This is a genomic window from Bacillus sp. FJAT-44742, from assembly GCF_002797315.1.
Taxonomy (GTDB): domain Bacteria; phylum Bacillota; class Bacilli; order Bacillales; family Marinococcaceae; genus Thalassorhabdus; species Thalassorhabdus alkalitolerans.
Map to the genome: position 1 here is coordinate 2547467 of NZ_KZ454936.1, position 21366 is coordinate 2568832.

18 protein-coding genes are annotated in these 21366 nt (G+C 41.5%); all 18 read right to left on the bottom strand.

Going from position 1 to position 21366, the window contains the following annotated elements:
• Positions 1-156 precede the first annotated feature (156 nt).
• Positions 157-540, bottom strand: coding sequence for an adenosylmethionine decarboxylase (gene speD, locus CEF17_RS12690; RefSeq protein WP_198508968.1), 384 nt, complete (start codon positions 538-540; stop codon positions 157-159).
• A 307-nt stretch (positions 541-847) separates the two neighbouring features.
• Positions 848-1876: a glyceraldehyde-3-phosphate dehydrogenase gene (locus CEF17_RS12695; protein ID WP_100399846.1), complete on the bottom strand. Its 1029-nt coding sequence runs from the start codon at positions 1874-1876 to the stop codon at positions 848-850.
• Between the two features lie 240 nt (positions 1877-2116).
• Entirely contained in the window at positions 2117-2719 is a 603-nt protein-coding gene (gene coaE / locus CEF17_RS12700; protein WP_232725500.1) for a dephospho-CoA kinase, read from the bottom strand.
• Between the two features lie 82 nt (positions 2720-2801).
• Positions 2802-3452 carry a sporulation membrane protein YtaF gene (gene ytaF, locus CEF17_RS12705; RefSeq protein ID WP_100399847.1) on the bottom strand — a complete coding sequence of 217 codons (651 nt, stop codon included), beginning with the start codon at positions 3450-3452 and terminating at the stop codon, positions 2802-2804.
• Positions 3453-3552: 100 nt separating this feature from the next.
• Positions 3553-4380: a DNA-formamidopyrimidine glycosylase gene (gene mutM / locus CEF17_RS12710; RefSeq protein WP_100399848.1), complete on the bottom strand. Its 828-nt coding sequence runs from the start codon at positions 4378-4380 to the stop codon at positions 3553-3555.
• A gap of 12 nt (positions 4381-4392) precedes the next feature.
• Positions 4393-7020 carry a DNA polymerase I gene (gene polA, locus CEF17_RS12715; protein WP_100399849.1) on the bottom strand — a complete coding sequence of 876 codons (2628 nt, stop codon included), beginning with the start codon at positions 7018-7020 and terminating at the stop codon, positions 4393-4395.
• 165 nt (positions 7021-7185) lie between these two features.
• Positions 7186-8118 carry a protease modulator HflC gene (hflC, locus tag CEF17_RS12720; protein WP_100399850.1) on the bottom strand — a complete coding sequence of 311 codons (933 nt, stop codon included), beginning with the start codon at positions 8116-8118 and terminating at the stop codon, positions 7186-7188.
• On the bottom strand, positions 8118-9212 hold the full coding sequence (hflK, locus tag CEF17_RS12725) for an FtsH protease activity modulator HflK (RefSeq protein WP_100399851.1): 1095 nt from the start codon (positions 9210-9212) through the stop codon (positions 8118-8120). The genes hflC and hflK overlap by 1 nt, the downstream gene beginning before the upstream one ends.
• A gap of 322 nt (positions 9213-9534) precedes the next feature.
• The gene (gene pnpS, locus CEF17_RS12730; RefSeq protein ID WP_100399852.1) at positions 9535-11289 is read right to left on the bottom strand and encodes a two-component system histidine kinase PnpS; all 1755 of its coding nucleotides are present in this window, start codon (positions 11287-11289) and stop codon (positions 9535-9537) included.
• The gene (locus CEF17_RS12735) at positions 11286-12005 is read right to left on the bottom strand and encodes a response regulator transcription factor (RefSeq protein ID WP_100400905.1); all 720 of its coding nucleotides are present in this window, start codon (positions 12003-12005) and stop codon (positions 11286-11288) included. Before CEF17_RS12735 ends, pnpS begins: the two co-directional genes overlap by 4 nt.
• 219 nt (positions 12006-12224) lie before the next feature.
• Complete coding sequence (gene mdh / locus CEF17_RS12740) at positions 12225-13169, bottom strand: malate dehydrogenase (protein ID WP_100399853.1); 945 nt, start codon at positions 13167-13169, stop codon at positions 12225-12227.
• Between the two features lie 20 nt (positions 13170-13189).
• Positions 13190-14458 carry an NADP-dependent isocitrate dehydrogenase gene (gene icd / locus CEF17_RS12745; RefSeq protein WP_100399854.1) on the bottom strand — a complete coding sequence of 423 codons (1269 nt, stop codon included), beginning with the start codon at positions 14456-14458 and terminating at the stop codon, positions 13190-13192.
• Positions 14459-14606: 148 nt separating this feature from the next.
• Positions 14607-15722, bottom strand: coding sequence for a citrate synthase (citZ, locus tag CEF17_RS12750; RefSeq protein WP_100399855.1), 1116 nt, complete (start codon positions 15720-15722; stop codon positions 14607-14609).
• Between the two features lie 387 nt (positions 15723-16109).
• Positions 16110-16583 carry a DUF441 domain-containing protein gene (locus tag CEF17_RS12760; RefSeq protein ID WP_232725501.1) on the bottom strand — a complete coding sequence of 158 codons (474 nt, stop codon included), beginning with the start codon at positions 16581-16583 and terminating at the stop codon, positions 16110-16112.
• A 91-nt stretch (positions 16584-16674) separates the two neighbouring features.
• Positions 16675-17070: an FxsA family protein gene (locus CEF17_RS12765; RefSeq protein ID WP_100399857.1), complete on the bottom strand. Its 396-nt coding sequence runs from the start codon at positions 17068-17070 to the stop codon at positions 16675-16677.
• Positions 17071-17430: 360 nt separating this feature from the next.
• On the bottom strand, positions 17431-19185 hold the full coding sequence (gene pyk, locus CEF17_RS12770; RefSeq protein ID WP_100399858.1) for a pyruvate kinase: 1755 nt from the start codon (positions 19183-19185) through the stop codon (positions 17431-17433).
• Between the two features lie 54 nt (positions 19186-19239).
• Positions 19240-20199 (bottom strand): 6-phosphofructokinase, encoded by a 960-nt coding sequence (gene pfkA / locus CEF17_RS12775; protein WP_100399859.1) that lies wholly within the window; start codon positions 20197-20199, stop codon positions 19240-19242.
• A gap of 182 nt (positions 20200-20381) precedes the next feature.
• Positions 20382-21356: an acetyl-CoA carboxylase carboxyl transferase subunit alpha gene (accA, locus tag CEF17_RS12780; protein ID WP_100399860.1), complete on the bottom strand. Its 975-nt coding sequence runs from the start codon at positions 21354-21356 to the stop codon at positions 20382-20384.
• Positions 21357-21366 lie beyond the last annotated feature (10 nt).

Below are 21366 nucleotides of genomic sequence, written 5' to 3' on the forward strand. Positions count from 1 at the left end.
TCTTCTCCAATTCTCTTCATACTATCATATCATTCATACAAGAGGTTTGGAAAGGAAGCAAACACACCCATTTTCTATTGGAGTTAGACAACTTTTTCATAGGTAAGGAAAAATATGAAAAAGGGTGCCACGAAGGCACCCCTTTTTATTTATAGGTTATAATACTTTTGCGATTGGCTTCTTTACTTGTACAGGTCCCATTCCTCTTGGGACTTCTACTACTTCTTGAGTTTCGGCACCGAGCGCTTCAGAAATATAATTTGAAGCCACATTTGGATCGATGCGATCTCCACATGTGTATACATCAATGCTTGCATACCCATGTTCTGGAAAGCTGTGGATTGTAAGATGAGATTCGGAAATAATCACTACCCCGCTTACACCGTGTGGAGCAAATTTATGAAAAGCCACTTCTCTTACTTCGGCACCTGCCCGTAAAGCTGCATCTACAAAGACCTGTTCAATATAATTTAAATCGTTTAATTTCTCAATACTGCAACCCCAAAGTTCCGCAATGACATGTCTTCCCATTGTATCCATAAGCGGCATCCCCCTCATTTAAAAATACTTCATGCATACTCAAGCATGGAGGAAATCGTTACTACGGGGGAAAGTTAGTTCTCAGAGGCCCTAACCCTTTCAGTAACAACAGTTCCTTATACAGCTTAGTCGAAGTTCACGAAATTTAGTATACTTCCTTTACTCAATTTTTGCAATAACGTAATGATATTTTTATATTTTCTTTAATTTTCTCCTTATTCATACGTTTTACTTCATTTTTTTATAATGGATGATTATGCAGAAAATCAGTAAAAGAGCACCAGGCTTCCTGATGCTCTTTGTATATTTATGCCCCAACCGGTGATGTTTTATTAATTCCGTTCGCTACATGGTTCACAAGATCAACAACCCGGCAGGAATATCCCCACTCATTGTCATACCATGCAAGCACCTTTACTTGTCTGTCATTCATTACCATCGTAGACAAGCCATCGATAATGGAGGAGTTCTCATTTCCATTATAATCAACAGAAACAAGAGGATCATTGTTATAAGCGAGTATTCCTTTCAATTCACCGTTTGCAGCTGTTTCAAATGCCTTGTTTACCTCTTCAACTGTTACATTCTTTTTCAAGTCGACAACTAAGTCAACAAGAGAGACGTTAGGGGTCGGAACTCTTAAAGCCATGCCATTCATTTTCCCTTCAAGTTCAGGAAGGACTTTTGAAAGTGCTTTAGCAGCTCCTGTAGAAGTAGGGATGATTGACTGGCCGCAGGCTCTTGCTCTTCTTAAATCCTTGTGAGGATTATCAATGTTCTTTTGGTCATTTGTATAAGAATGTACGGTAGTCATCATTCCTGTTTCAATTCCAAATTGTTTTTCCAGTACTTTTACGACAGGTGCCAAGCAGTTAGTAGTGCAGGACGCATTGGACACAACATCATGTTTTTCAGGGTTATAGTCTTCTTCGTTTACACCCATTACGATCGTTACATCTTCATTTTTTCCAGGGGCTGTAATAATGACTTTCTTTGCTCCTGCTTCAATATGAAGCCCAGCTGTTTCTTTTGACTTGAACTTCCCGGTTGCTTCAATAACGATATCTACACCAAGCTCCTTCCATGGAAGCTCTTTTGGATCACGCTTTTGAAGAAGTACAATCTCTTTTCCATTTATAAATAATTTATCGTCTTTCGCAATAACCTCCGCATCAAAAACGCCGTGAATCGTATCATATTTTAAAAGGTGGGCTAATGTTTCCGCAGGATAACTTGCGTTAATGGCCACCATATCTAATTTGTCATCAAGGATTGCTTTTCTAAAAACCATTCTTCCAATTCTTCCAAACCCATTTACTGCTACCTTAACCGTCATAAAGGAAGCCTCCTCTGTTATTTGTGATATACTAAATAACCTTTTGTTAAAATTAGTATAACACAAAGAGGTTTCATCGGACTATAGTTTTTATGAAAACGGTACGATAAAGATGACAATTTTTTCTGAAACGAGATATGTAAAGAATCTCATCTTTTAGTCTTTTCTTTCTATAGTATGTACGAGAAACAAAAAAAAGCTTTAAAAACCAAGGAAAACCTTAGAATTTAAAGCTTTTTTCTAGTCAACTATAGGGAGTTTCCAATTCGCTAATACATTCTTCAACTGTTTTTTAGTATCTTCTCTTGAACCGCCATTATCGATCACTTTATCGGCAAATTCTCTTTTTTTAATTAAAGGCATTTGCGACCGTATTCGATTAAGCGCATCCTCTTCGCTTGATTGATCTCTCTCCATTAAACGTGCAAGCTGAATTTCATCTTCCACATATACCAGGAGCACTTTATCCACCATGAAGTGAAGCTGGTTTTCAATTAGAAGCGGAAGGTCAAATACGATATGCTCATGTCCTTTATCCTGAAGTATCTCTTTCTCTTCAATCATTTTAGAACGGATGGCCGGGTGCATAATTTGGTTTAAAATCTCCCGGCGTTTATCATCTTCAAAAATTAATTTACCAAGGGATTTGCGATTGATAGTTCCGTCAATGTTTACAATATTTGAGCCAAAGGCTTCTATAATTTGTTCATAAGCCTGCTCTCCCGGTTCGGCTACTTCCCGTGCTATTTTATCAGCATCGACAACCGGAAGTCCCCATTCTTCCATCAAACCAGCAACAAAGCTTTTACCGCTTGCAATTCCGCCTGTTAATCCTATAATCACATGAACCCCCTCCTTTCTTTGTGAACGGCAGGTACAATTTATGTAAAGAAGACTCTCTTGCCGCAATGGAAAGAAAGTCCTGTTACAAGTTTAAAACACCAAGCACAATCAACAGCACCCCGGGGAGAAAAGACATGCTTTTCACCCAGTTTACTCCTGACAGCCTGTAACCGCCTTTCATACCAAGTGTTACAAAAAAAGCACACATAAAAGCTACAGTACCAGCAAGAAAAATAGGGCTGATTCCAATTAAAGAGGCACCAATCCCTGCTCCAAACGCATCCAGTGATAAAGCGATTCCTAATAAAAATGCTTCACGGAGACTGATAGTCCCTGACCCATCCACATCTGCAGCTGTAGGCTTTTTTAGTATGCTAATTACAAGTCCCAGCCATTTAATTTCAAAATTTATGAAAAACCCGTCTTTTTCTTTGACTGTCTTCTGTTGCTCTTCTTTCCCTTCTGATGGTTTAAGTACTTGATAAATTGCCCAGACGCCAATCATGATCAATATTATGCCTCCGACAGATTCAGCAAAGTCTGATGATACATAGCGCTGAATGATCGTGCCAAATCCTGAGGCTATAAGCACTGATACTGCTGAACATCCGGCGATAAAAATGAGAGCTCTTAATGGAAGCTTCATTTTTCTCAACCCATAGGTTAACCCGACTCCAAAGCTATCTAAACTTACGGCGAAGGCAAGCACCAACAATGAAAGGACTTCTGCCATACAGATAAGCTCCTCTCCATCGCATACTTTACGATAAGTATATGGCAGGAGCCTATCCGATGTTCATCGGCAAACAAAAGTCACTTCCTATTTTCAACATTTATTTTTCTGGCTGGCATTCAGGGCAAAAATGAGTGCCTCTGCCAGCTACAACCAGCTTTTCGATTGGAGTCATACAGTTTCTGCATTCTTCCCCTTGCCTTCCATATACATAGAGATGAAGCTGAAACATGCCCATGTCACCTTTGCTGTTTACATATGAGCGAACGGAGCTTCCACCCTTATCTACAGCTTCCTGAAGTGTCTCCACAATGGTTTGATGAAGTCTTCTTAACTTCTCATCATTTAAGGTGCTTGCTTTGGCATTAGGTCTGATTCCAGCTTTAAATAAGGCTTCATCCACGTAAATATTCCCAAGTCCAGCTACTGCTTTTTGATCAAGAAGGACCGCTTTAACATTGCGGGTCGTTTTTTCAAATGACCTTTTCAATACATCAGGTGTAAAGTTCGGCGTTAGAGGTTCAGGACCGAGCTGAGCAAGGGGAAGAGCAGCCTCTTCCGTCCCTTTTTCAAAAAGATGCATGGTTCCGAATTTACGTACATCCCTGTATCTGAGCTCAGTTCCATCGGTAAATAAAAAGCGCACATGTGTATGTTTATCTGCTTCTTGTCCATCAGACATTTCGTAACGGCCTTCCATTCGAAGGTGGGAAACAAGAACGAGATCGTCCAGATGAAATTTTAAGAACTTACCTCGTCTTGTAATTTCATGAATTGTTTGCCCATGAATAAGAGTCCGAAAAGCTTCCTGATCATCGGGTCTTTTTATAATTTTTGGCCAGGTTATGGTAACCTCTTTGATTTCTTTCCCTTTGATAAGCTGGGTGAGCGTTTCTTTTACTGTTTCTACCTCAGGAAGTTCAGGCATGTATCTCTCTCCTTATTTTGCATCATACCAGGTATCTCCGTATGAAACGTCTGCCTTTAATGGCACCTCAAGTGAAATGGTTTGTTCCATTTCTTCTGTAACAAGCTCTTTCATGATCTCCAGTTCTTCAGATGGCACTTCAAAAATCAGTTCATCGTGCACCTGTAAAAGCAGGCGGCTTTTCACCTTTTCCTGCTCCATTCGCTCACTTACATCCACCATTGCTTTCTTAATAATATCAGCAGCCGTTCCCTGTATTGGTGTATTCATAGCCGTCCGCTCGGCAAAGCTTCTGCGGTTGAAATTGCGGCTTGTAATATCAGGGAGATAGCGGCGGCGGTGCATAAGTGTTGTGACGAAACCCTTTTCTCTTGCTTCTTCTTTACTGTTTTCCATGTATTCCTTCACTTTGGGATAGCTTTCTAAATAACGATCTATGAATTCCTGAGCCTCTTTACGAGTTATACCAAGGCTTTGAGATAAACCATAATCGCTGATACCATAGACGATTCCAAAATTAACTGCTTTGGCACTTCTTCTCATGTCAGCAGTAACTCCGTCTTCTTCCACGTGAAAAACATCCATCGCTGTCTTTGTATGCACATCCATATTGTTTTGAAAAGCTTCCAGTAATCCTTTATCCCCTGCCATATGAGCTAAAACTCTCAGTTCAATCTGTGAATAGTCAGCTGCAAGTATGACCCAATTATCTTCCGACGAGACAAAAGCTCTGCGAATCTTTCTGCCCTCTTCTAAACGAATTGGGATATTTTGCAGGTTGGGCTCTGTTGAGCTTAACCGTCCCGTTTGGGTAATTGCCTGATTAAAGGTCGTATGAATTTTGTTTGTCTCAGGATGAATAACCTTTAACAACCCATCTACATACGTTGATTTCAATTTAGAAACCTGACGGTAATGAAGAAGCTTAGGAATAATTTCATGCCTGTCTTGAAGCTTCTCTAAAACGTCAGCTGACGTAGAATACCCTGTTTTTGTTTTCTTGATAGGAGGAAGATTCAATTTTTCAAAAAGGATAGGTCCAAGCTGTTTCGGTGAATTAATATTAAACTCAGTTCCCGCCAGGGCATGAATTTCTTTTTCAAGCTCCTTTAATGTTTTATCTAATTCCGTCCCCATTTTTTCAAGCTGCTCTGCATCAACCTGTACACCTGTCGTTTCCATGTTCCCAAGAATCAGCGACAAAGGTAATTCAAGATTTGAAAAAAGGTCATGCTGCTCGTTTTCTTTCAGATCTTTCTCAAGTTCTTCTTTTAAAGTAAATATTGTTTCACCTTTACGAACTAGGTGCTCTGCCAGAATATTTTCTTTTGGTTCTGCCCGCTTTGCTCCTTTTCCGTAAACAGCGTCATCCTGGTCGACAATTTTTTTCTTGTATCTAGAAGCGATATCCGCAAGCTCATGTGAGGAGGATGAAGGATCAATTAAATAGGAAGCAATTAACATGTCAAAATTGACACCGGCCAGAACAATACCTTTCCAGCCAAGGGCTACGACTGCCCGTTTCGTATCAAACATTAGTTTCTCTGTGGTCTCATCGGCTGCCCACTCTCTGAAAACTTCAGATTCCATGGCAACCTTTGCAGGAATGTAATACCGTCCTTTTTCATTTACCAGGGCTATGCCCCATATATCAGCCTGGTGATAGTTTTCTTGAGGCACTTCAACAACTAACGCTGAAGGAGAAACCAGGATGTCCTTTGTTACTTCCTCCACGCTGCTGTAGGTAACATCCTTTAAATCCTCTTGAACTTCCGTTTCTCCGTCATCAAACCTTTCAAGGAGGCTTGAAAATTCAAGTTCTTTAAAAATCCTTGTAACCTCCTTTGAATCATACTCACCAAATGTGACTGTGGAAAGGTCCACATCAACAGGTGAGTCACGATCAATGGTAGCCAGCTCTTTGCTCATAATTGCCTGGTCTTTATTTTCCTCAAGACGCTCCTTCATTTTTTTTCCAGAAATTTCGTTGATCGAGTCAAGTACTTTTTCAATCGTGCCGAATTGTTTGAGTAATTTAATGGCTGTCTTTTCTCCTATTCCGGGAACACCAGGGATGTTATCAGAACTATCCCCCATAAGACCCTTCATATCGATAATTTGCTCGGGATGGAAGCCATATTTCTCTTCTATCGCATTCATGTCATACGTTTCTACATTGGTAATCCCTTTTCTGGTTAAAGCGACATTCGTCTTTTCACTAACGAGCTGAAGCAGATCTTTATCTCCTGAGTAAACTTTCACTTCCCAATTTTGTGTTTCTGCTTCCTTCGACAGAGTACCAATAATGTCGTCAGCTTCATAGTTCTCAATTTCAAACCTTGATATGTTGAACGCATCCAGCACCTCTCTAATAAGAGGAAGCTGCTCAGAAAGCTCAGGTGGAGTCTTTTGGCGCCCGGATTTGTATTTTTCATAAGTCTTATGACGAAAAGTTGTCTTGCCTGCGTCAAACGCTACAAGCATATGAGACGGCTTTTCTTCTTCAATTACTTTCAGTAGCATCGTAGTAAACCCGTAAACCGCGTTGGTGTATACCCCTTTTTCATTATTTAAAAGGGGCAGTGCAAAAAAAGCCCGGTAGGCAATACTGTTTCCGTCAATTAAAATAAGCTTACTCATGGAGAAAGCTCCTCTCTCTGTATAAGTTACAATGTTTCACATCTCATGTAGAGTTATTTTATCATATCCGTTCCCCTCAGGTCAGACTCAGGAACTCATTCTGTTTTTCGTTTGCCAGACGTTTTAAAAAGCTCTCTGCCTGTTATAGGAAGAGAGCTTTTTTACTTAGTCTATATAACCCATCAGTATTCGGGCATATGGTGAATCGGCTGGCAAAGTAATGACCGTTTCATCTTCAATTGTAGTACGGTAGCTTTCAAGAGTACGGTATAGTTCATAAAATTCCGTGTCCCTTCCAAAAGCCGCATTATATACTCTGGCTGCTTCTGCTTCACCTTCACCAATAATCTCACTTGCATCCGCTTCAGCCGTTGAGATTATTTCCTGGACTTCCCGATCCGTATTTGCACGTATACGGTTGGCCTCTGCATCCCCTTGTGAAAGGTACTCCTGTGCTGTAGACTCCCTTTCAGAGATCATCCGCCGATGAATAGCCAGCTCGTTGTCTTCAGGAAGGTCCGTTCTCTTCATCCTTACATCTGTAATAATAATGCCGTAATTATCACGGGCTAGAAGCTCATTTACTCTTTCTGTCACCCGTTCATTAAAGTCACCCCGGCCTGACTCTTCCTCATTTATTATTTCATCATAATCCATCTGCCCTAATTCTGCCCTAATGACTGAAAAAATAAAATTAGACATAATAGATTCTGCGTTTTCTATGGTTCTGGCATTTCCAATCATAGCCCGTGGGTCCTCCACACGCCATACAGCATAATTATCAACCAGCATTCTCTTTTTATCCCTTGTGTTTATTTCAGCAGGATTGACATCGTAGCTCATTTGATATTTTGGAAGAGAAGAAACAGTCTGGATAAAGGGGATTTTCACATTAAGCCCCGGCTCTTCTTCAATTCTCACAACCTCTCCAAACTGCCGTACTACTTTGTACTCCCCTTGTTCCACGATAAACAGGTTAGAAATTCCTATGATAAGAAGGGCAAGCAAAACAACAAGGACAATAGCCTTCTTAATCCATTTCCCTATATTTTCAGGCCCTCTTTTTTCGTTAAAGTTTACTATATTATTGTCTCCCATCAGCTGTTCCCTCCTTCCTCCTGTTCGTCTTCTTCCACTGAATCTGGTTCTTCTTCATCTACGTTTTCCTGTAGTTCTTCCTCATCAGGCTCTTCCACAGGTTCTTCAGGCTCTTCCACTTCCTCCGAATCATTGCTTCTTCCTTGATCAGCCAGTACAGCTTCCTCTTCACGTTGCTCCATAGGACGGAGAGGCAAGTAGTTTACTGTGTCCTGATTGCTGTCCAGAATAAAAATATCTGTGCCTGGAAGCACATCTTCGAGCGTTTCTAAAACAAGCCTCTGCCTCGTAACTTCAGGATTATTTTGATATTCTTCGTAGAGAGCGTTAAAACGTGAAGCATCCCCTCTGGCTCTTTCTATTCTTTCTGCTCGCTGTCCCTCAGCACGGGAAATTATCGCATCCTGTTCCCCTTCAGCTTCATTTATTTCCTGGTTCCTGTATCTATTAGCCTGATTAATCTTTGTTAACCGTTCTTCTCTCGCATCAGTTACTTCAGTAAAGGCACGTCTTACCTCTTCAGTTGGAAGTTCTACGTCCTGAAGCTTTACATCGAGGACGGTGATCCCAATGTCATAGTGGTCAATAAGCCCAGTTAAATTATCAAAGACTTTCCCTTCTACTTCCGGCCGTTGATCTGTTAATACATCATCGATTAGTGAGCTTCCAATGACCCCACGTAAAGATGCAGAGGTAGCGTTATGTAAAATTCGTTCAGGATCATCGACGTTAAATAAATACCTCTCCACATCCGTTATTCTCCATTGCACGACTAAATCGGCAAATAGGATATTTTCATCCCCGGTGATCATTTTTGCCTCATCTGTGTATTCGGTCACTTCTCCATCCTCTTCCACATACCCAACCCTTAGGCTGTTCGTAGAAATAGGAAGTATTTCTACCCTTTGCACCGGCCAAGGCAGCTTAAAGTTCAGACCCGGCTCTGAGACTGTTTCTTCCACTGCTCCAAAGGTAATTAATGCTGCTTGTTCTGATTCATCGACCGTATACCAGCCTGTAATTAAAAATAAAGCTAAGATAACAACACCAATCAGTGCAAAAAAACCTAGGATTAACTGCTTAATGGTTACCACTTCATTCCCCCCTGTCTTTCCTTATAACCTTATGTATCCTATTTATGATTTCATCTCTTTTTTTATAAATAAGATATACCTTTCTATTATAGAACAAAGAAGAGTAGGGTCCTATGTTTCTATCAAATTTTCTCCTAAATTATGAAAACCTTTTACTGAATATGGATTTCTTTACACCTAAAGTAATATTCAGACACAAATAAGGACGAAGGCCAAGGGGGGCTTTCGTCCAATAAAGGAAATATGAGCCGTTCTATTATTATCCTACCGTTAATTTGTTAAGGAGATATGAAGAGAAAGTAAAGATTAGGTAAAATTTACTTTATATCAATTCTTTTGGAAAGGTTAGAGTAAATGTGGTCCCTTTACCTAATGTGCTATCTACTTCAATTTTCCCTTGATGAGCCTCTACCAGGTGTTTAACAATGGCTAACCCCAGTCCTGTCCCTCCTGAATTTCGGCTTCTTGCTTTTTCTATTCTGTAAAAGCGTTCAAAAATTCGTTTTATATGTTCTTGACTAATCCCAATGCCAGTATCAGTAACTGAGACCTTGATCTGTTTGTCTTCACTCGTTACTTCTACAAGGATGTTGCCTTTAACAGGGGTGTAAACAATGGAATTATTAATAATATTTATTAAAATTTGTTTTAAGCGAGCAGGGTCTCCATTCATAAGAGCTTTTCCATCTCCCTTACTAGTTACAGTGATATCTTTCTCTTTGGCCTTAGGGAGAAGAAGATCTGTCACTTCCTTAGTAAGGGCTGCAATATTTACCTGCTGTACATGCAGCAGAAAGTGCTCCTGCTCAATCTTTGACAGCTCCAGCAGCTCACTTATCAAGTCCTGCAGCCGGTCACTTTCTTTCCAAATAATATCAAGAAATTGTTTCCTAAGCTCAGGGTTTTCCATGGCACCATCAAGGAGAGTTTCAGCGAATCCCTTTACAGAGGTAACAGGGGTTCTTAATTCATGAGAAACATTAGCAACAAAATCTTTTCGTACTTGTTCTAATTTTTTCAGCTCGGAGATGTCATGAAGAACCAGAACAATCCCTCGCAGTTTATTACGTGCACCAATGACCGGTGCTCCGTAAACGTCATAATATTTCATCTCCAAAGGAGCAGAAATGGTTACCTGCTGCCTGTCTTTTTGCTCAGTTAAGAGAACACTTTGAATGAATTTTATTAGCTCTTTTTCATGAATCACTTCATAATACAAAACATCCTGCCATTCATCTGTATTTTCATTAAAAATGTCCTTACAAGCCTGATTTATGAGTGTAATATCACCACGATCATTAATAAATATTAATCCGCTGCCCATATTATCAATTAAAGCCTCTAAACGCTCCTGCTGCGTCTGATACCTTTTTGTAATCTGACCCAGGTTATAAGCAAGAACATTAATGGATCTCGTAAGCTGTCCGACTTCATCCTTTGACCCAGAATACGTTCTGGCGTTAAAGTTTCCTTTTGCTAACTCATTTGCAACCTTTGTTACTTGCCCGATAGGCTTCGTAAGCTGGCTGGCAATCCGGTAATTAAGGGATAGAATAACGAAAAAAGCGACAGTAAATGTAAGTCCAATAAAAATCCAGATCTGACGATTCATTTCATTTACATGCTCTACGGGCAGCCCAAGTCTTAAATATCCCTCCACCTCTCCATTTAATTCAAGAGGAAGTGCAAAGTAAAGAAGTTCTGCCTCAACAGTCGTACTATAACGAACATGGTGAGTACCGCTTTCTCCCGCATTCATTATTTCAGGGCGGTCTGAATGATTTTCCATTCCCACCGGTGTTCTCTCTGATTCGCCAATGACTGTGCCTGCTGAGTTCAATATGGTAACTCTAGTCCCAAGGCTCTCGCTAATGTCTACAGCAAGGGACTGCCACTCATCACCACCTCGTTCAGAAATCGTTAGAGCTGCCAGCTCGGCTTCTCTCTCAAGTCTATCTGTAAGCTGGTCCAGATAGGAGCTTTTTACGACTTCGCCCACTAAGAAACCTAGAATAACAAGGACAAGAAAAATGACAGAGAGAAAGCCTATCATTAATCTTGTTCTAAGTTTTTTCATAAGGAAGAAGGCTCCTCTAATTTATATCCAAGACCTCTCACGGTTTTAATATACACAGGCTTCTTTGTATTAGGTTCAATTTTTTCTCGAAGATGACTGATATGCACATCCACAATTCTCGTATCTCCAACAAATTCATAGTTCCAGACAGCGTTTAACAGTTGATCCCGGGTTAGTACCCTTTCTTTATTCACAGCTAAATAAAGAAGCAGCTCAAATTCTTTAGGCGTTAATTCTAATGGCTCCTTATTAACCAAGGCTTGATAATTTTCAGGGTATATTAGCAAATGACCAATTTTGATTTCTTCCTTGGATGCTTGATTTCCATAGGAACTATTATTGCTTCTGTTTTCAACTCTTCTTAATATTGCTCTGACCCTTGCTACGAGCTCTCGGGGGCTGAACGGCTTGGTCATGTAATCATCAGCACCAAGCTCCAGACCCAGGACTTTATCGAATTCCTCATCTTTTGCTGTCACCATTAAGATGGGAGTATTAATCTTCTCTTGTCTAATTTGCCTGCACACTTCAAGTCCGTCCATTTCTGGTATCATTAAATCAAGTACGATAAGGTCAAACTCTTGATTCTGGGCCTTACTAAAAGCCTCTGAACCGTCCATAGCTGTGTCTACCTTGTATCCTGCTTGTTCAAGGTTAAATTTAATCAAGGTAACAATCGACTCTTCATCATCTACTACAAGTAACCGCTGAGCCATAATATGTAATTCTCCTCCATCTGTATCTGGCACCCCTGTCACCAGAACATGATCTTAACGGCAAGAAATATAATCCCCTATTCTTTCTTTATCTTACTATCCTTATTATAGATAAACAATACTCTCCTATCTTCCCTTCTATCTGCCAAGGGCATTTACACAGTTGACTGAATATGAAAAAAAGCTTGCCCGGAAAACTTCCCGAACAAGCTTTGCTCATTAATCTTTTGGCAATGCAGTCATCACGCTTTTTACAGATTCTACTGACTTAGAAAGCTCTGTTGCTTCTTCCTCAGTAAGATCGAGCTCAATAATTTTTTCTACACCATCGCCACCTAGAATGGTAGGAACTCCGACATACAAGTCTTCATATCCATACTCCCCTTCTAGGTAAGCTATTGATGGGAGAACACGTTTCTTGTCTTTCAAAATGGCCTCAACCATTTGAGTCAAGGAGGCAGCTGGCGCATAATAGGCACTTCCGTTGCCTAAAAGCTGAACGATTTCCCCGCCGCCTTTTCGAGTGCGTTCTACAATCGCATCAATACGATCTTGAGGCAGAAGCTTAGTTAAAGGAACTCCCCCCGCACTTGAATAGCGAATTAATGGTACCATGTCGTCTCCATGGCCCCCTAGAACAAACCCCTGGATATCTTCGACAGAAATATTCAGTTCTTGAGCGACAAAGGTACGGAAACGTGCAGTATCCAATACACCGGATTGTCCCATTACGCGGTTTTTAGGGAAACCTGACTCTTTAAACACAGTATACGTCATAGCGTCAGCAGGATTAGTAAGTACTATGATATAACAATCAGGGGAATACTTTACTACTTCTTTTGTCACTGACTTCATGATTTTTGCATTTGTATTTACAAGGTCATCACGGCTCATGCCAGGTTTTCTTGCAATACCTGCAGTAATAACAACTACATCAGATCCAGCAGTGTCTTCATATTTTGAGGTCCCGACTACGTTGGAATCCACTCCTTGAACTGGAGTAGATTCGAGCATATCAAGTGCTTTCCCCTTTGTTGGTCCTTCCATATCAGGAATGTCCACAAGCACTACGTCTCCTAATTCCTTCTGAGCAACCATTAGGGCTGTTGTTGCACCAGTAAAACCTCCGCCGATCACAGATACTTTTCTGCGTTTAATTGCCATGTGCAGTACCTCCCCAGGAATTACATATTTTTAATTAGCTCTTCACCAAACTCAGAAGTCTTAACTTCTTTTGCACCATCCATTAGGCGTGCAAAGTCATAGGTAACTACTTTGCTTTCAATTGTCTTATCCATTGCACCTAAGATTAATTCAGCAGCTTCTGTCCAGCCAAGATGACGGAGCAATAATTCTCCAGACAAAATAACAGAAGAAGGATTTACTTTGTTAAGGCCGGCGTATTTAGGTGCAGTTCCATGAGTGGCTTCAAAAATCGCATGGCCCGTATCGTAGTTAATGTTTGCTCCAGGAGCGATTCCGATACCGCCAACCTGTGCTGCCAAAGCATCAGAAATATAGTCACCGTTTAAGTTCATTGTAGCAACTACATCATGGTCCTTTGGACGAGTAAGGATTTGCTGTAAGAAGATATCAGCAATAGAGTCTTTAATGATAATCTTTCCAGCTTTTTCAGCTTCGTCTTGTGCGTTATTGGCTGCTTCTTTTCCTTCTCTTTCTACAATTTCATCGTACTGAGCCCATGTGAATACTTTATCCCCAAACTCGCGCTCAGCAAGCTCGTAGCCCCAGTTCTTAAAAGCACCTTCTGTAAACTTCATGATGTTTCCTTTATGAACAAGTGTTACGCTTTTGCGACCTTCTTGAAGGGCATAGTTAATAGCAGAACGAACGATTCGCTCTGTACCCTCTTTTGAGACAGGCTTAATTCCGATACCAGAAGTTTCTGGGAAACGAATATTGTTAGAGCCCATTTCGTTAATTAGGAAATCAACTACTTTTTTCACATCATCCGTGCCTTCTTTAAACTCAATTCCCGCATAAATATCCTCAGTATTCTCACGGAAAATTACCATGTCTACCTCTTCTGGGCGTTTAACAGGAGAAGGTACGTTAGTAAAGTGGCGTACAGGGCGCAAGCAAGTATAAAGGTCAAGCTTTTGACGAAGCGCTACGTTTAAAGAACGAATCCCGCCTCCGATAGGAGTTGTTAAAGGTCCTTTAATAGCAATCAGATACTCACGGATTGCATCCAGGGATTCCTCTGGAAGCCACTCACCTGTGTTGTTGTAGGCTTTTTCCCCTACAAGGATTTCTTTCCACTCAATTTTTTTCTCGCCATTATATGCTTTCTCAACGGCCGCATCTAAAACTTTCTGTGCAGCTGCCCAAATATCCGGGCCAATTCCGTCACCTTCAATAAAAGGGATCACAGGGTTATTAGGTACATTTAAAACTCCATTATTTGTGGTAATCTTCTCTCCATTAGACATTGTTACATTCCTCCTAGCTAAATTGTTAACTTGTTAATTCCTTGGTGATACAAAAGAGCTCAGCTGATTGATCACTTGTTTAGCAGCCAGCTGTCTTAAATTCTTACTTACTATATGTAGTAAGAGAGAGAATACTCTCTCTTAAACACTAGCGTTCGTTTAAGGGGACGTACGCTTGTTTGTCAGGCCCGACATACTCAGCTCTTGGGCGAATTAAACGATTATCACTGTACTGCTCAAGAATATGGGCAAGCCAGCCAGAAACACGGCTCGTTGCAAAGATAGGGGTAAACAAATCATGATCGATTCCCAGGCTGTGGTACACAGAAGCAGAATAGAAATCAACGTTAGGAAGTAAGCCTTTTTCACCCACTACCATTTCTTCTACCTTTACAGACATATCATACCATTTTGACTCTCCAGTGATACTTGTGAGCTTTTTGGACATGTCACGCAAATGTTTTGCTCTAGGGTCCCCATTCTTGTATACCCGGTGTCCAAATCCCATAATCTTCTCTTTATTATCTAGAGCTTTACGGATGTATGGCTCCACGTTGTCAACTTCCCCAATATCCATAAGTGTTGACATGACGCGTTCATTAGCTCCGCCATGAAGCGGGCCTTTTAAGGCTCCGATGGCAGAAGTAATACCGGAGTACACATCAGACAATGTAGCTACACACACACGAGCTGTAAAAGTAGAAGCATTAAGCTCATGATCAGCGTGAAGGACTAACGCCTTGTTAAAAGCAGTCTCTGAAATTTCATCTGGTTCTTCTCCATTAAGCATGTATAAGAAGTTTGCTGCAAAGCTGAGTTCCTTTTTAGGCAAAATAGGCTCCTTGCCATTTCTGATACGGGCAAAGCCTGTAACGATTGCAGGAATTCTTGCTTGCAGGCGAATTGCTTTGCGACGGTTAGCCTCTTCAGTCATTTCATCAGCTTCTTCGTCGTATAAAGCAAGCTGTGAAACAGCTGTGCGAAGAGCTGCCATAGGGTGTACCTTATCGATAGGGTAAGACTTCATATAGTCAAACACTTCTTTAGGGACTTCCATATCACTTGCTAAATTTTTCGTCAACTCTTCCAATTCATCTTTCTTTGGTAGACGACCGTTCCAAAGGAGGTAAATAACCTCCTCAAAGCTAGCATTATCAGTTAAATCATCAATGTCATACCCTTGATAAGTTAATACATCATCGATAATTGAACTAACACTGGAAGTTGTTGCAACAACGCCTTCAAGACCACGAGTTGTGCTCATTTCAACCTCTCCTTCACCGAAAAAGTTTGCGATTTCCAAAAGGTTTGAAAATCGTAAATGCTTACATTTTCACGTTCAGCAAGGGGGAACCCTATCATACCTACGTAACCGAAGAGTTTAGACTGCTTAGTCTGTTTCAGGAAGAATTCGACCAAAGTCGTTCCTTCATGTACCCCGCCTAATTGAACGTGCTTAATCAATAGGCTATGTAGGAAGAACATTACACCCAGTATCAATTATAAACATTTTTTAAACTTTTGTGAACTTATTCATGAGAATTAACTTTAACTCTCGAAAAAGTTTAACTAATTTAATTATTCAGATAAGTTTGGATTGCGGGAGAATACCATTACTTTGGTTCCTGCCCGCTCCTGCTTCTGCCTTTTTTCAGCCGCCTCCGCCTGAAAAAATTTCGACCGCTTTCATTGCATAATAAGCTATTCCTGCACCAATTAAAGGGCCTACAGCTACACCGTTGAAAAGAGCAACTGCCAGTATCGTCCCAATCACAAGCGCAGCAGTAATATGAGGGTCGTTCTGAAGAAGATCCACTCCTCCCTTTGCAATAAGAGCGACTGTAATTCCTGCTCCCAGAGCTACCCAGGCATAAACTGACTTCATTGCATCACCTAACTGCTTAAAGCCGATTTCACCAGTTACGATAGGAACAAGGACAGCTATTGTTAAAATGGTGACTGCTATATTAATTCCTTTTGCCTGCATAAAAGGAAACACCTTGTCTCCTGCACCAGTCCATTTCAGTGCCAGTAATACCAGGATTGCCACAACAAGGGATTGGTTCTTTCCGATTACTCCAATGGCCAGCAGGATAAGCATGAATATTGTTGCCTGTGATATCAAGTTGTTGTAACATCCTTCCCCATAGTCTTTCTCATTTATCGTACCACACTTTATAAATCACTTCACTTTTGAAGCGCCAGGAAGAACCGATTCATTTCCTGCGTATAAACACGATGTTTCCTGATTGGGTAAGCTTTGAGAATACTCTCTGGAACACTCCCTTAAAATACCCTCTTGTGAAAGGTATTAATAGTAAAAAGCCGAGGGCGTCGGTAATAAACCCTGGCGTGAGAAGTACCACCCCGCCCACAAGAATGCAGAGGCCGTCCAAAATCAGATTGCTCGGTACCTCACCCTGCTGCATTTGCAGCTGTGCTGTGCGAATGGTTTGTAGTCCTTCTCTTTTGGCAAGCCAGGCGCCAAGCACGCCTGTTAAAATAACAAGAAGAACTGTAGGCCATACGCCAAGGTAATTTCCTGAAAGAAGCAGTACTCCGATTTCCAAGGCCGGCACTATAATCAATAACAAAACTAATATTTTCCCCATATTTGTTCCCCGCTTTCTTGTTCTTCCCTTTGAAGAGTGATCTTATCTATACCCAAGTATACCTTTTATCATTTCTTATTCCTAAGTTTTAACCCGGGTTTCTCTTTAGCTTTGTTCATATTGTTGTTGGCTTTTGAGAAAGACGCTTCCTTTACACCCGAAGTAAAATGCGGCATTCAATTGTCTTCTATTCCCAGGGCATTGCCTTCCTCGGGAAAACCGCCCTGCGTGATCTTCGACTCTTAGTATTCTTCAAGGCGTCTCGAGCGTTTATCTACACTCAAATGACTTATAAAAATGAACCATTCGCCTTTCACAGAGCTCAGGAAAAAGGAGAAGGCATCTGCCTTCTCCCATGTATTAGAGCACACTGGCGTGCCCTCTATAAATATCTCCATGCGCACTATCTATCGTTACTTCTTCTCCATCCTCGAAAAGCTGAAGAGCATTTTCCACTCCAACTACAACCGGAATCCCCAGATTAATTCCCACCACTGCTGCATGAGAAGTGAGACCGCCTTCTTCTGTAATCACAGCTGCAGCTTTTTCAAAAGCAGACATTAAATCTTTATCAGTGCTGTAGGTCACAAGAATGCAGCCAGGTGTCGCTTTTTGGTTCGCTTCTTCTGCAGTTCTCGCCACAATCACTTTCCCTGCAGCTGTTTTTCTTCCAATGCCTTGTCCTTTAGCGGCAATTTCCCCAATAACGTGTACTTTCATAATATTTGTTGTACCTGATTCACCAACAGGGACTCCAGCCGTAATCACTACAAGGTCCCCGTGATCCACATTTCCAGATTTCAATGCTTCCTGTACGGTAATATCAAGCATTTCATCAGTGCTGGCTGCTTCAGTCCCCATTACTGGAATGACTCCCCATACAAGGGAAAGACGTCTCATCACGTGCTCATTGCTTGTGACAGCGATGATCCGGGACTTAGGACGATACTTGGAAACCATTCTTGCCGTGTGCCCACTTTCTGTTGCTGAAAGGATTGCGGAGGCATTTAGGTTTAATGCTGTATGAGAGACAGATTGACTGATTGAGTTCGTAATAGACGTGCGGCTTTCTTTCGTGCGTTTGTCTAGGATTGTTTTGTAATCAAGTGCAGATTCGGCTCGTGTAGCAATATCACTCATCGTCTGCACAGCTTCCACCGGGTAATCTCCCGCCGCTGTTTCCCCAGACAGCATAATAGCATCCGTACCATCAAAAATAGCATTAGCTACGTCACTTGCTTCTGCCCGTGTCGGCCGTGGGTTTCTCTGCATGGAATCAAGCATCTGTGTGGCTGTTATTACCGGTTTTGCAATCGTATTACACTTCTTGATTAAGCTTTTTTGTACAAGAGGAACCTCTTCAGGCGGAATCTCTACACCCATGTCTCCACGGGCAACCATCAGGCCGTCAGAAACTTCCAGAATTTCATTAATATTATCAATGCCTTCCTGGTTTTCAATCTTTGGGATGATGTGAATGTCTTCTGCTTTCCTTTGTTCAAGTAGCTCACGGATCTCAAGGACGTCTTCAGCTCTCCGAACAAAAGACGCTGCAATGAAGTCTACTTTTTGTTCAATGCCAAAAACGATATCCTCAGCATCCTTTTCTGTTATTCCAGGCAAGTTAAGCTTCACATTCGGAAGGTTAACTCCTTTCTTATTTTTAAGCTCCCCATTATTTAGCACCCTTGTAAGGACTTCTGTGTTTCTGACTTCCAGAACCTCAAGTTCAATTAAACCATCATCAAGGAGAATTTTCTTTCCTTTTTCCAAATCATTTGTAATCCCTTTGTAAGTAACAGAAATCTTTTCAGGTGTTCCAATAACTTCATCTGTTGAAACAAGAAGGTTCTGTCCTTTTTCTAGATGAATAGCTCCGTTTTCCATGGTATTAGTGCGGATTTCCGGTCCTTTTGTATCCAATAGAATAGCAACGGTTTTCCCTGTTCTTTTTGAGGCTTCACGAATATTTTTGATGCGTGCGCCGTGTTCCTCAAAATCGCCGTGGGAAAAGTTCAAGCGTGCGACATTCATGCCTGCTTCAATCAGCTTTACCAGCGTATCAACCTGTTCACTGGCTGGACCGATAGTACATACAATTTTCGTTTTTCTCATGTTATCCTCCTTTTATCTATACACGATTACTTATTCGCTTACCTGCTGTGAGCCTTAAATTGAAAGTTCCTGAGAAAGCCGATACAGTTCAAGGTCTAGCTCACGCTTCTCGGATAAGGCAGATGAGATCGACTGGTAATATTCCTTGTTATTTTTGATACCGACCATCTGGCCTGCTGCACCCTCTAATAGAATTTCAACGGCTTTTCCGCCAAGTCGGCTTGCCAGTACTCGGTCAAAGCCGGTAGGTGATCCGCCCCGCTGAATATGGCCAAGAACCGTGACTCTGGTCTCAAAGCTCGTGGCGTCCTGAATTTTTTTACCAAATTCGGGCCCGCTGCCCACGCCTTCTGCTACGATTATAATACTGTGCTTTTTCCCGCGTTCATGTCCTCTTTTTAGGCGCTCTACAATCCTGTCCATATTATAGGGCTCTTCAGGAATGATAATAGATTCGGCCCCATCGGCCAGTCCTGCCCATAAAGCAAGGTCGCCCGCATCTCTCCCCATCACTTCCACTACATACGTCCTCTCATGAGAAGTTGCCGTATCCCTGATTTTGTCAATTGCATCGATTACTGTGTTGAGAGCTGTGTCAAAGCCAATGGTAAAGTCAGTACCAGGGATGTCATTATCAATAGTTCCCGGCACCCCTATGGTAGGAAACCCTAGTTCAGATAATTTTTCAGCTCCTCTGAAAGAACCGTCTCCTCCAATCACAACCAAACCTTCAATACCAAATTCTTTTAATTGGGCGACGGCTTTCTCTCTGCCCTCTTCTGTTTTAAACTCCTCACAGCGAGCTGTATAAAGCATCGTGCCGCCTCGGTGAATAATATCACCTACGTCACCGATTTCCAATTTTTTTATGTCTCCTGAAATTAAACCGGCGTATCCATAATAAATTCCGTATACTTCCACATTATTAAAGATTGCTTTACGAACAACAGCTCTGACCGCTGCATTCATTCCAGGAGAGTCTCCACCGCTGGTAAGTACTCCAATACGCTTCATTATTAACCTCCTCGGTTATCTTTTCTTTATTGTACAAAAAAAGGCTGACCCTATCCAATTTTCCCCATTTATCAGGGAAATGAAAACAACTTTCATACATCCCTATAACATTTAATCATTTGAAAAGCCTTTCATGCAAAGAAAAAAGTGCTTCTCTTGCTACGAGTAAGCACTTTCCAAATTTAACTGTCAATTATGACGTTGTCATCAGCTAACTGTCCAATTGCTTTGTACTTCTCATAGCGCTGAGAAACAAGTTCTTCAGGTTTCAGAGATGAAAGTTCCTCTAACGAACGAAACAGAGTCTCATCGATCAATGCAGCCTGTTTCTTTAAATCCTGGTGCGCTCCACCTTGTATCTCAGAAATCACTTCCTCCAAGATACCTAACTCTTTTAAATCCGGTGCTGTAATCCTCATTGTTTCTGCTGCTTTTTGGGCGTAGGAGGAGTCTTTCCACAAAATAGAAGCTGCTCCTTCCGGTGAGATGACAGAGTATGTGGAGTTTTCCAGCATATGAATATGGTTGCCTACACCTAGGGCAAGGGCCCCGCCACTTCCCCCTTCCCCAATAACAATACAGACGACAGGAACAGTCAATCCAGCCATTTCAAACAGATTGCGCGCAATCGCTTCACTTTGACCTCTCTCCTCTGCTGCTTTACCGGGAAAGGCTCCTTTCGTATCAATAAAACAAATAATAGGTCTGTTAAATTTTTCTGCTTGCTTCATAAGCCTGATCGCTTTTCGATAACCTTCAGGGTGGGGCATACCAAAGTTTCTGCGGATGTTTTCTTTAGTATCCTTTCCCCGTTGATGACCCACTACCGTAACAGGACGGCCCTTGTACTTCGCAATTCCGCCAACGATCGCTTCATCGTCTCCATAAAGACGGTCTCCATGGAGTTCAAGAAAGTCCGTGAACAACTCTTCTATGTATTCCATAGTTGTAGGTCTTTCTCCGTGACGGGCAATTTGCACCCGCTCCCACGGCTTCAGGTTTCCATAGACATCTTTTTCCAGCTGAACAAGCCGTGCTTCCAATGTTTCAATTTCACCGCTTAAATCGATATCTTTTTCTTCGGTAAAGGATTTAAGCTCTTTGATCTTCTCTCTTAATTCAACCACTGGTTTTTCAAAAGGCAAGTTGCCATTCAATGCTTCCACC

What these genes read in the sequence shown, in the direction of transcription:
- citZ (WP_100399855.1), bottom strand. Translation starts at nt 15,722, where the DNA reads ATGAGCACAACTCGTGGTCTTGAAGGCGTTGTTGCAACAACTTCCAGT.
- pfkA (WP_100399859.1), bottom strand. Translation starts at nt 20,199, where the DNA reads ATGAAGCGTATTGGAGTACTTACCAGCGGTGGAGACTCTCCTGGAATG.
- CEF17_RS12735 (WP_100400905.1), bottom strand. Translation starts at nt 12,005, where the DNA reads ATGGCTCAGCGGTTACTTGTAGTAGATGATGAAGAGTCGATTGTTACC.
- mdh (WP_100399853.1), bottom strand. Translation starts at nt 13,169, where the DNA reads ATGGCAATTAAACGCAGAAAAGTATCTGTGATCGGCGGAGGTTTTACT.
- speD (WP_198508968.1), bottom strand. Translation starts at nt 540, where the DNA reads ATGGATACAATGGGAAGACATGTCATTGCGGAACTTTGGGGTTGCAGT.
- CEF17_RS12695 (WP_100399846.1), bottom strand. Translation starts at nt 1,876, where the DNA reads ATGACGGTTAAGGTAGCAGTAAATGGGTTTGGAAGAATTGGAAGAATG.
- pyk (WP_100399858.1), bottom strand. Translation starts at nt 19,185, where the DNA reads ATGAGAAAAACGAAAATTGTATGTACTATCGGTCCAGCCAGTGAACAG.
- icd (WP_100399854.1), bottom strand. Translation starts at nt 14,458, where the DNA reads ATGTCTAATGGAGAGAAGATTACCACAAATAATGGAGTTTTAAATGTA.
- pnpS (WP_100399852.1), bottom strand. Translation starts at nt 11,289, where the DNA reads ATGAAAAAACTTAGAACAAGATTAATGATAGGCTTTCTCTCTGTCATT.
- ytaF (WP_100399847.1), bottom strand. Translation starts at nt 3,452, where the DNA reads ATGGCAGAAGTCCTTTCATTGTTGGTGCTTGCCTTCGCCGTAAGTTTA.
- CEF17_RS12765 (WP_100399857.1), bottom strand. Translation starts at nt 17,070, where the DNA reads ATGGGGAAAATATTAGTTTTGTTATTGATTATAGTGCCGGCCTTGGAA.
- hflC (WP_100399850.1), bottom strand. Translation starts at nt 8,118, where the DNA reads ATGGGAGACAATAATATAGTAAACTTTAACGAAAAAAGAGGGCCTGAA.
- mutM (WP_100399848.1), bottom strand. Translation starts at nt 4,380, where the DNA reads ATGCCTGAACTTCCTGAGGTAGAAACAGTAAAAGAAACGCTCACCCAG.
- polA (WP_100399849.1), bottom strand. Translation starts at nt 7,020, where the DNA reads ATGAGTAAGCTTATTTTAATTGACGGAAACAGTATTGCCTACCGGGCT.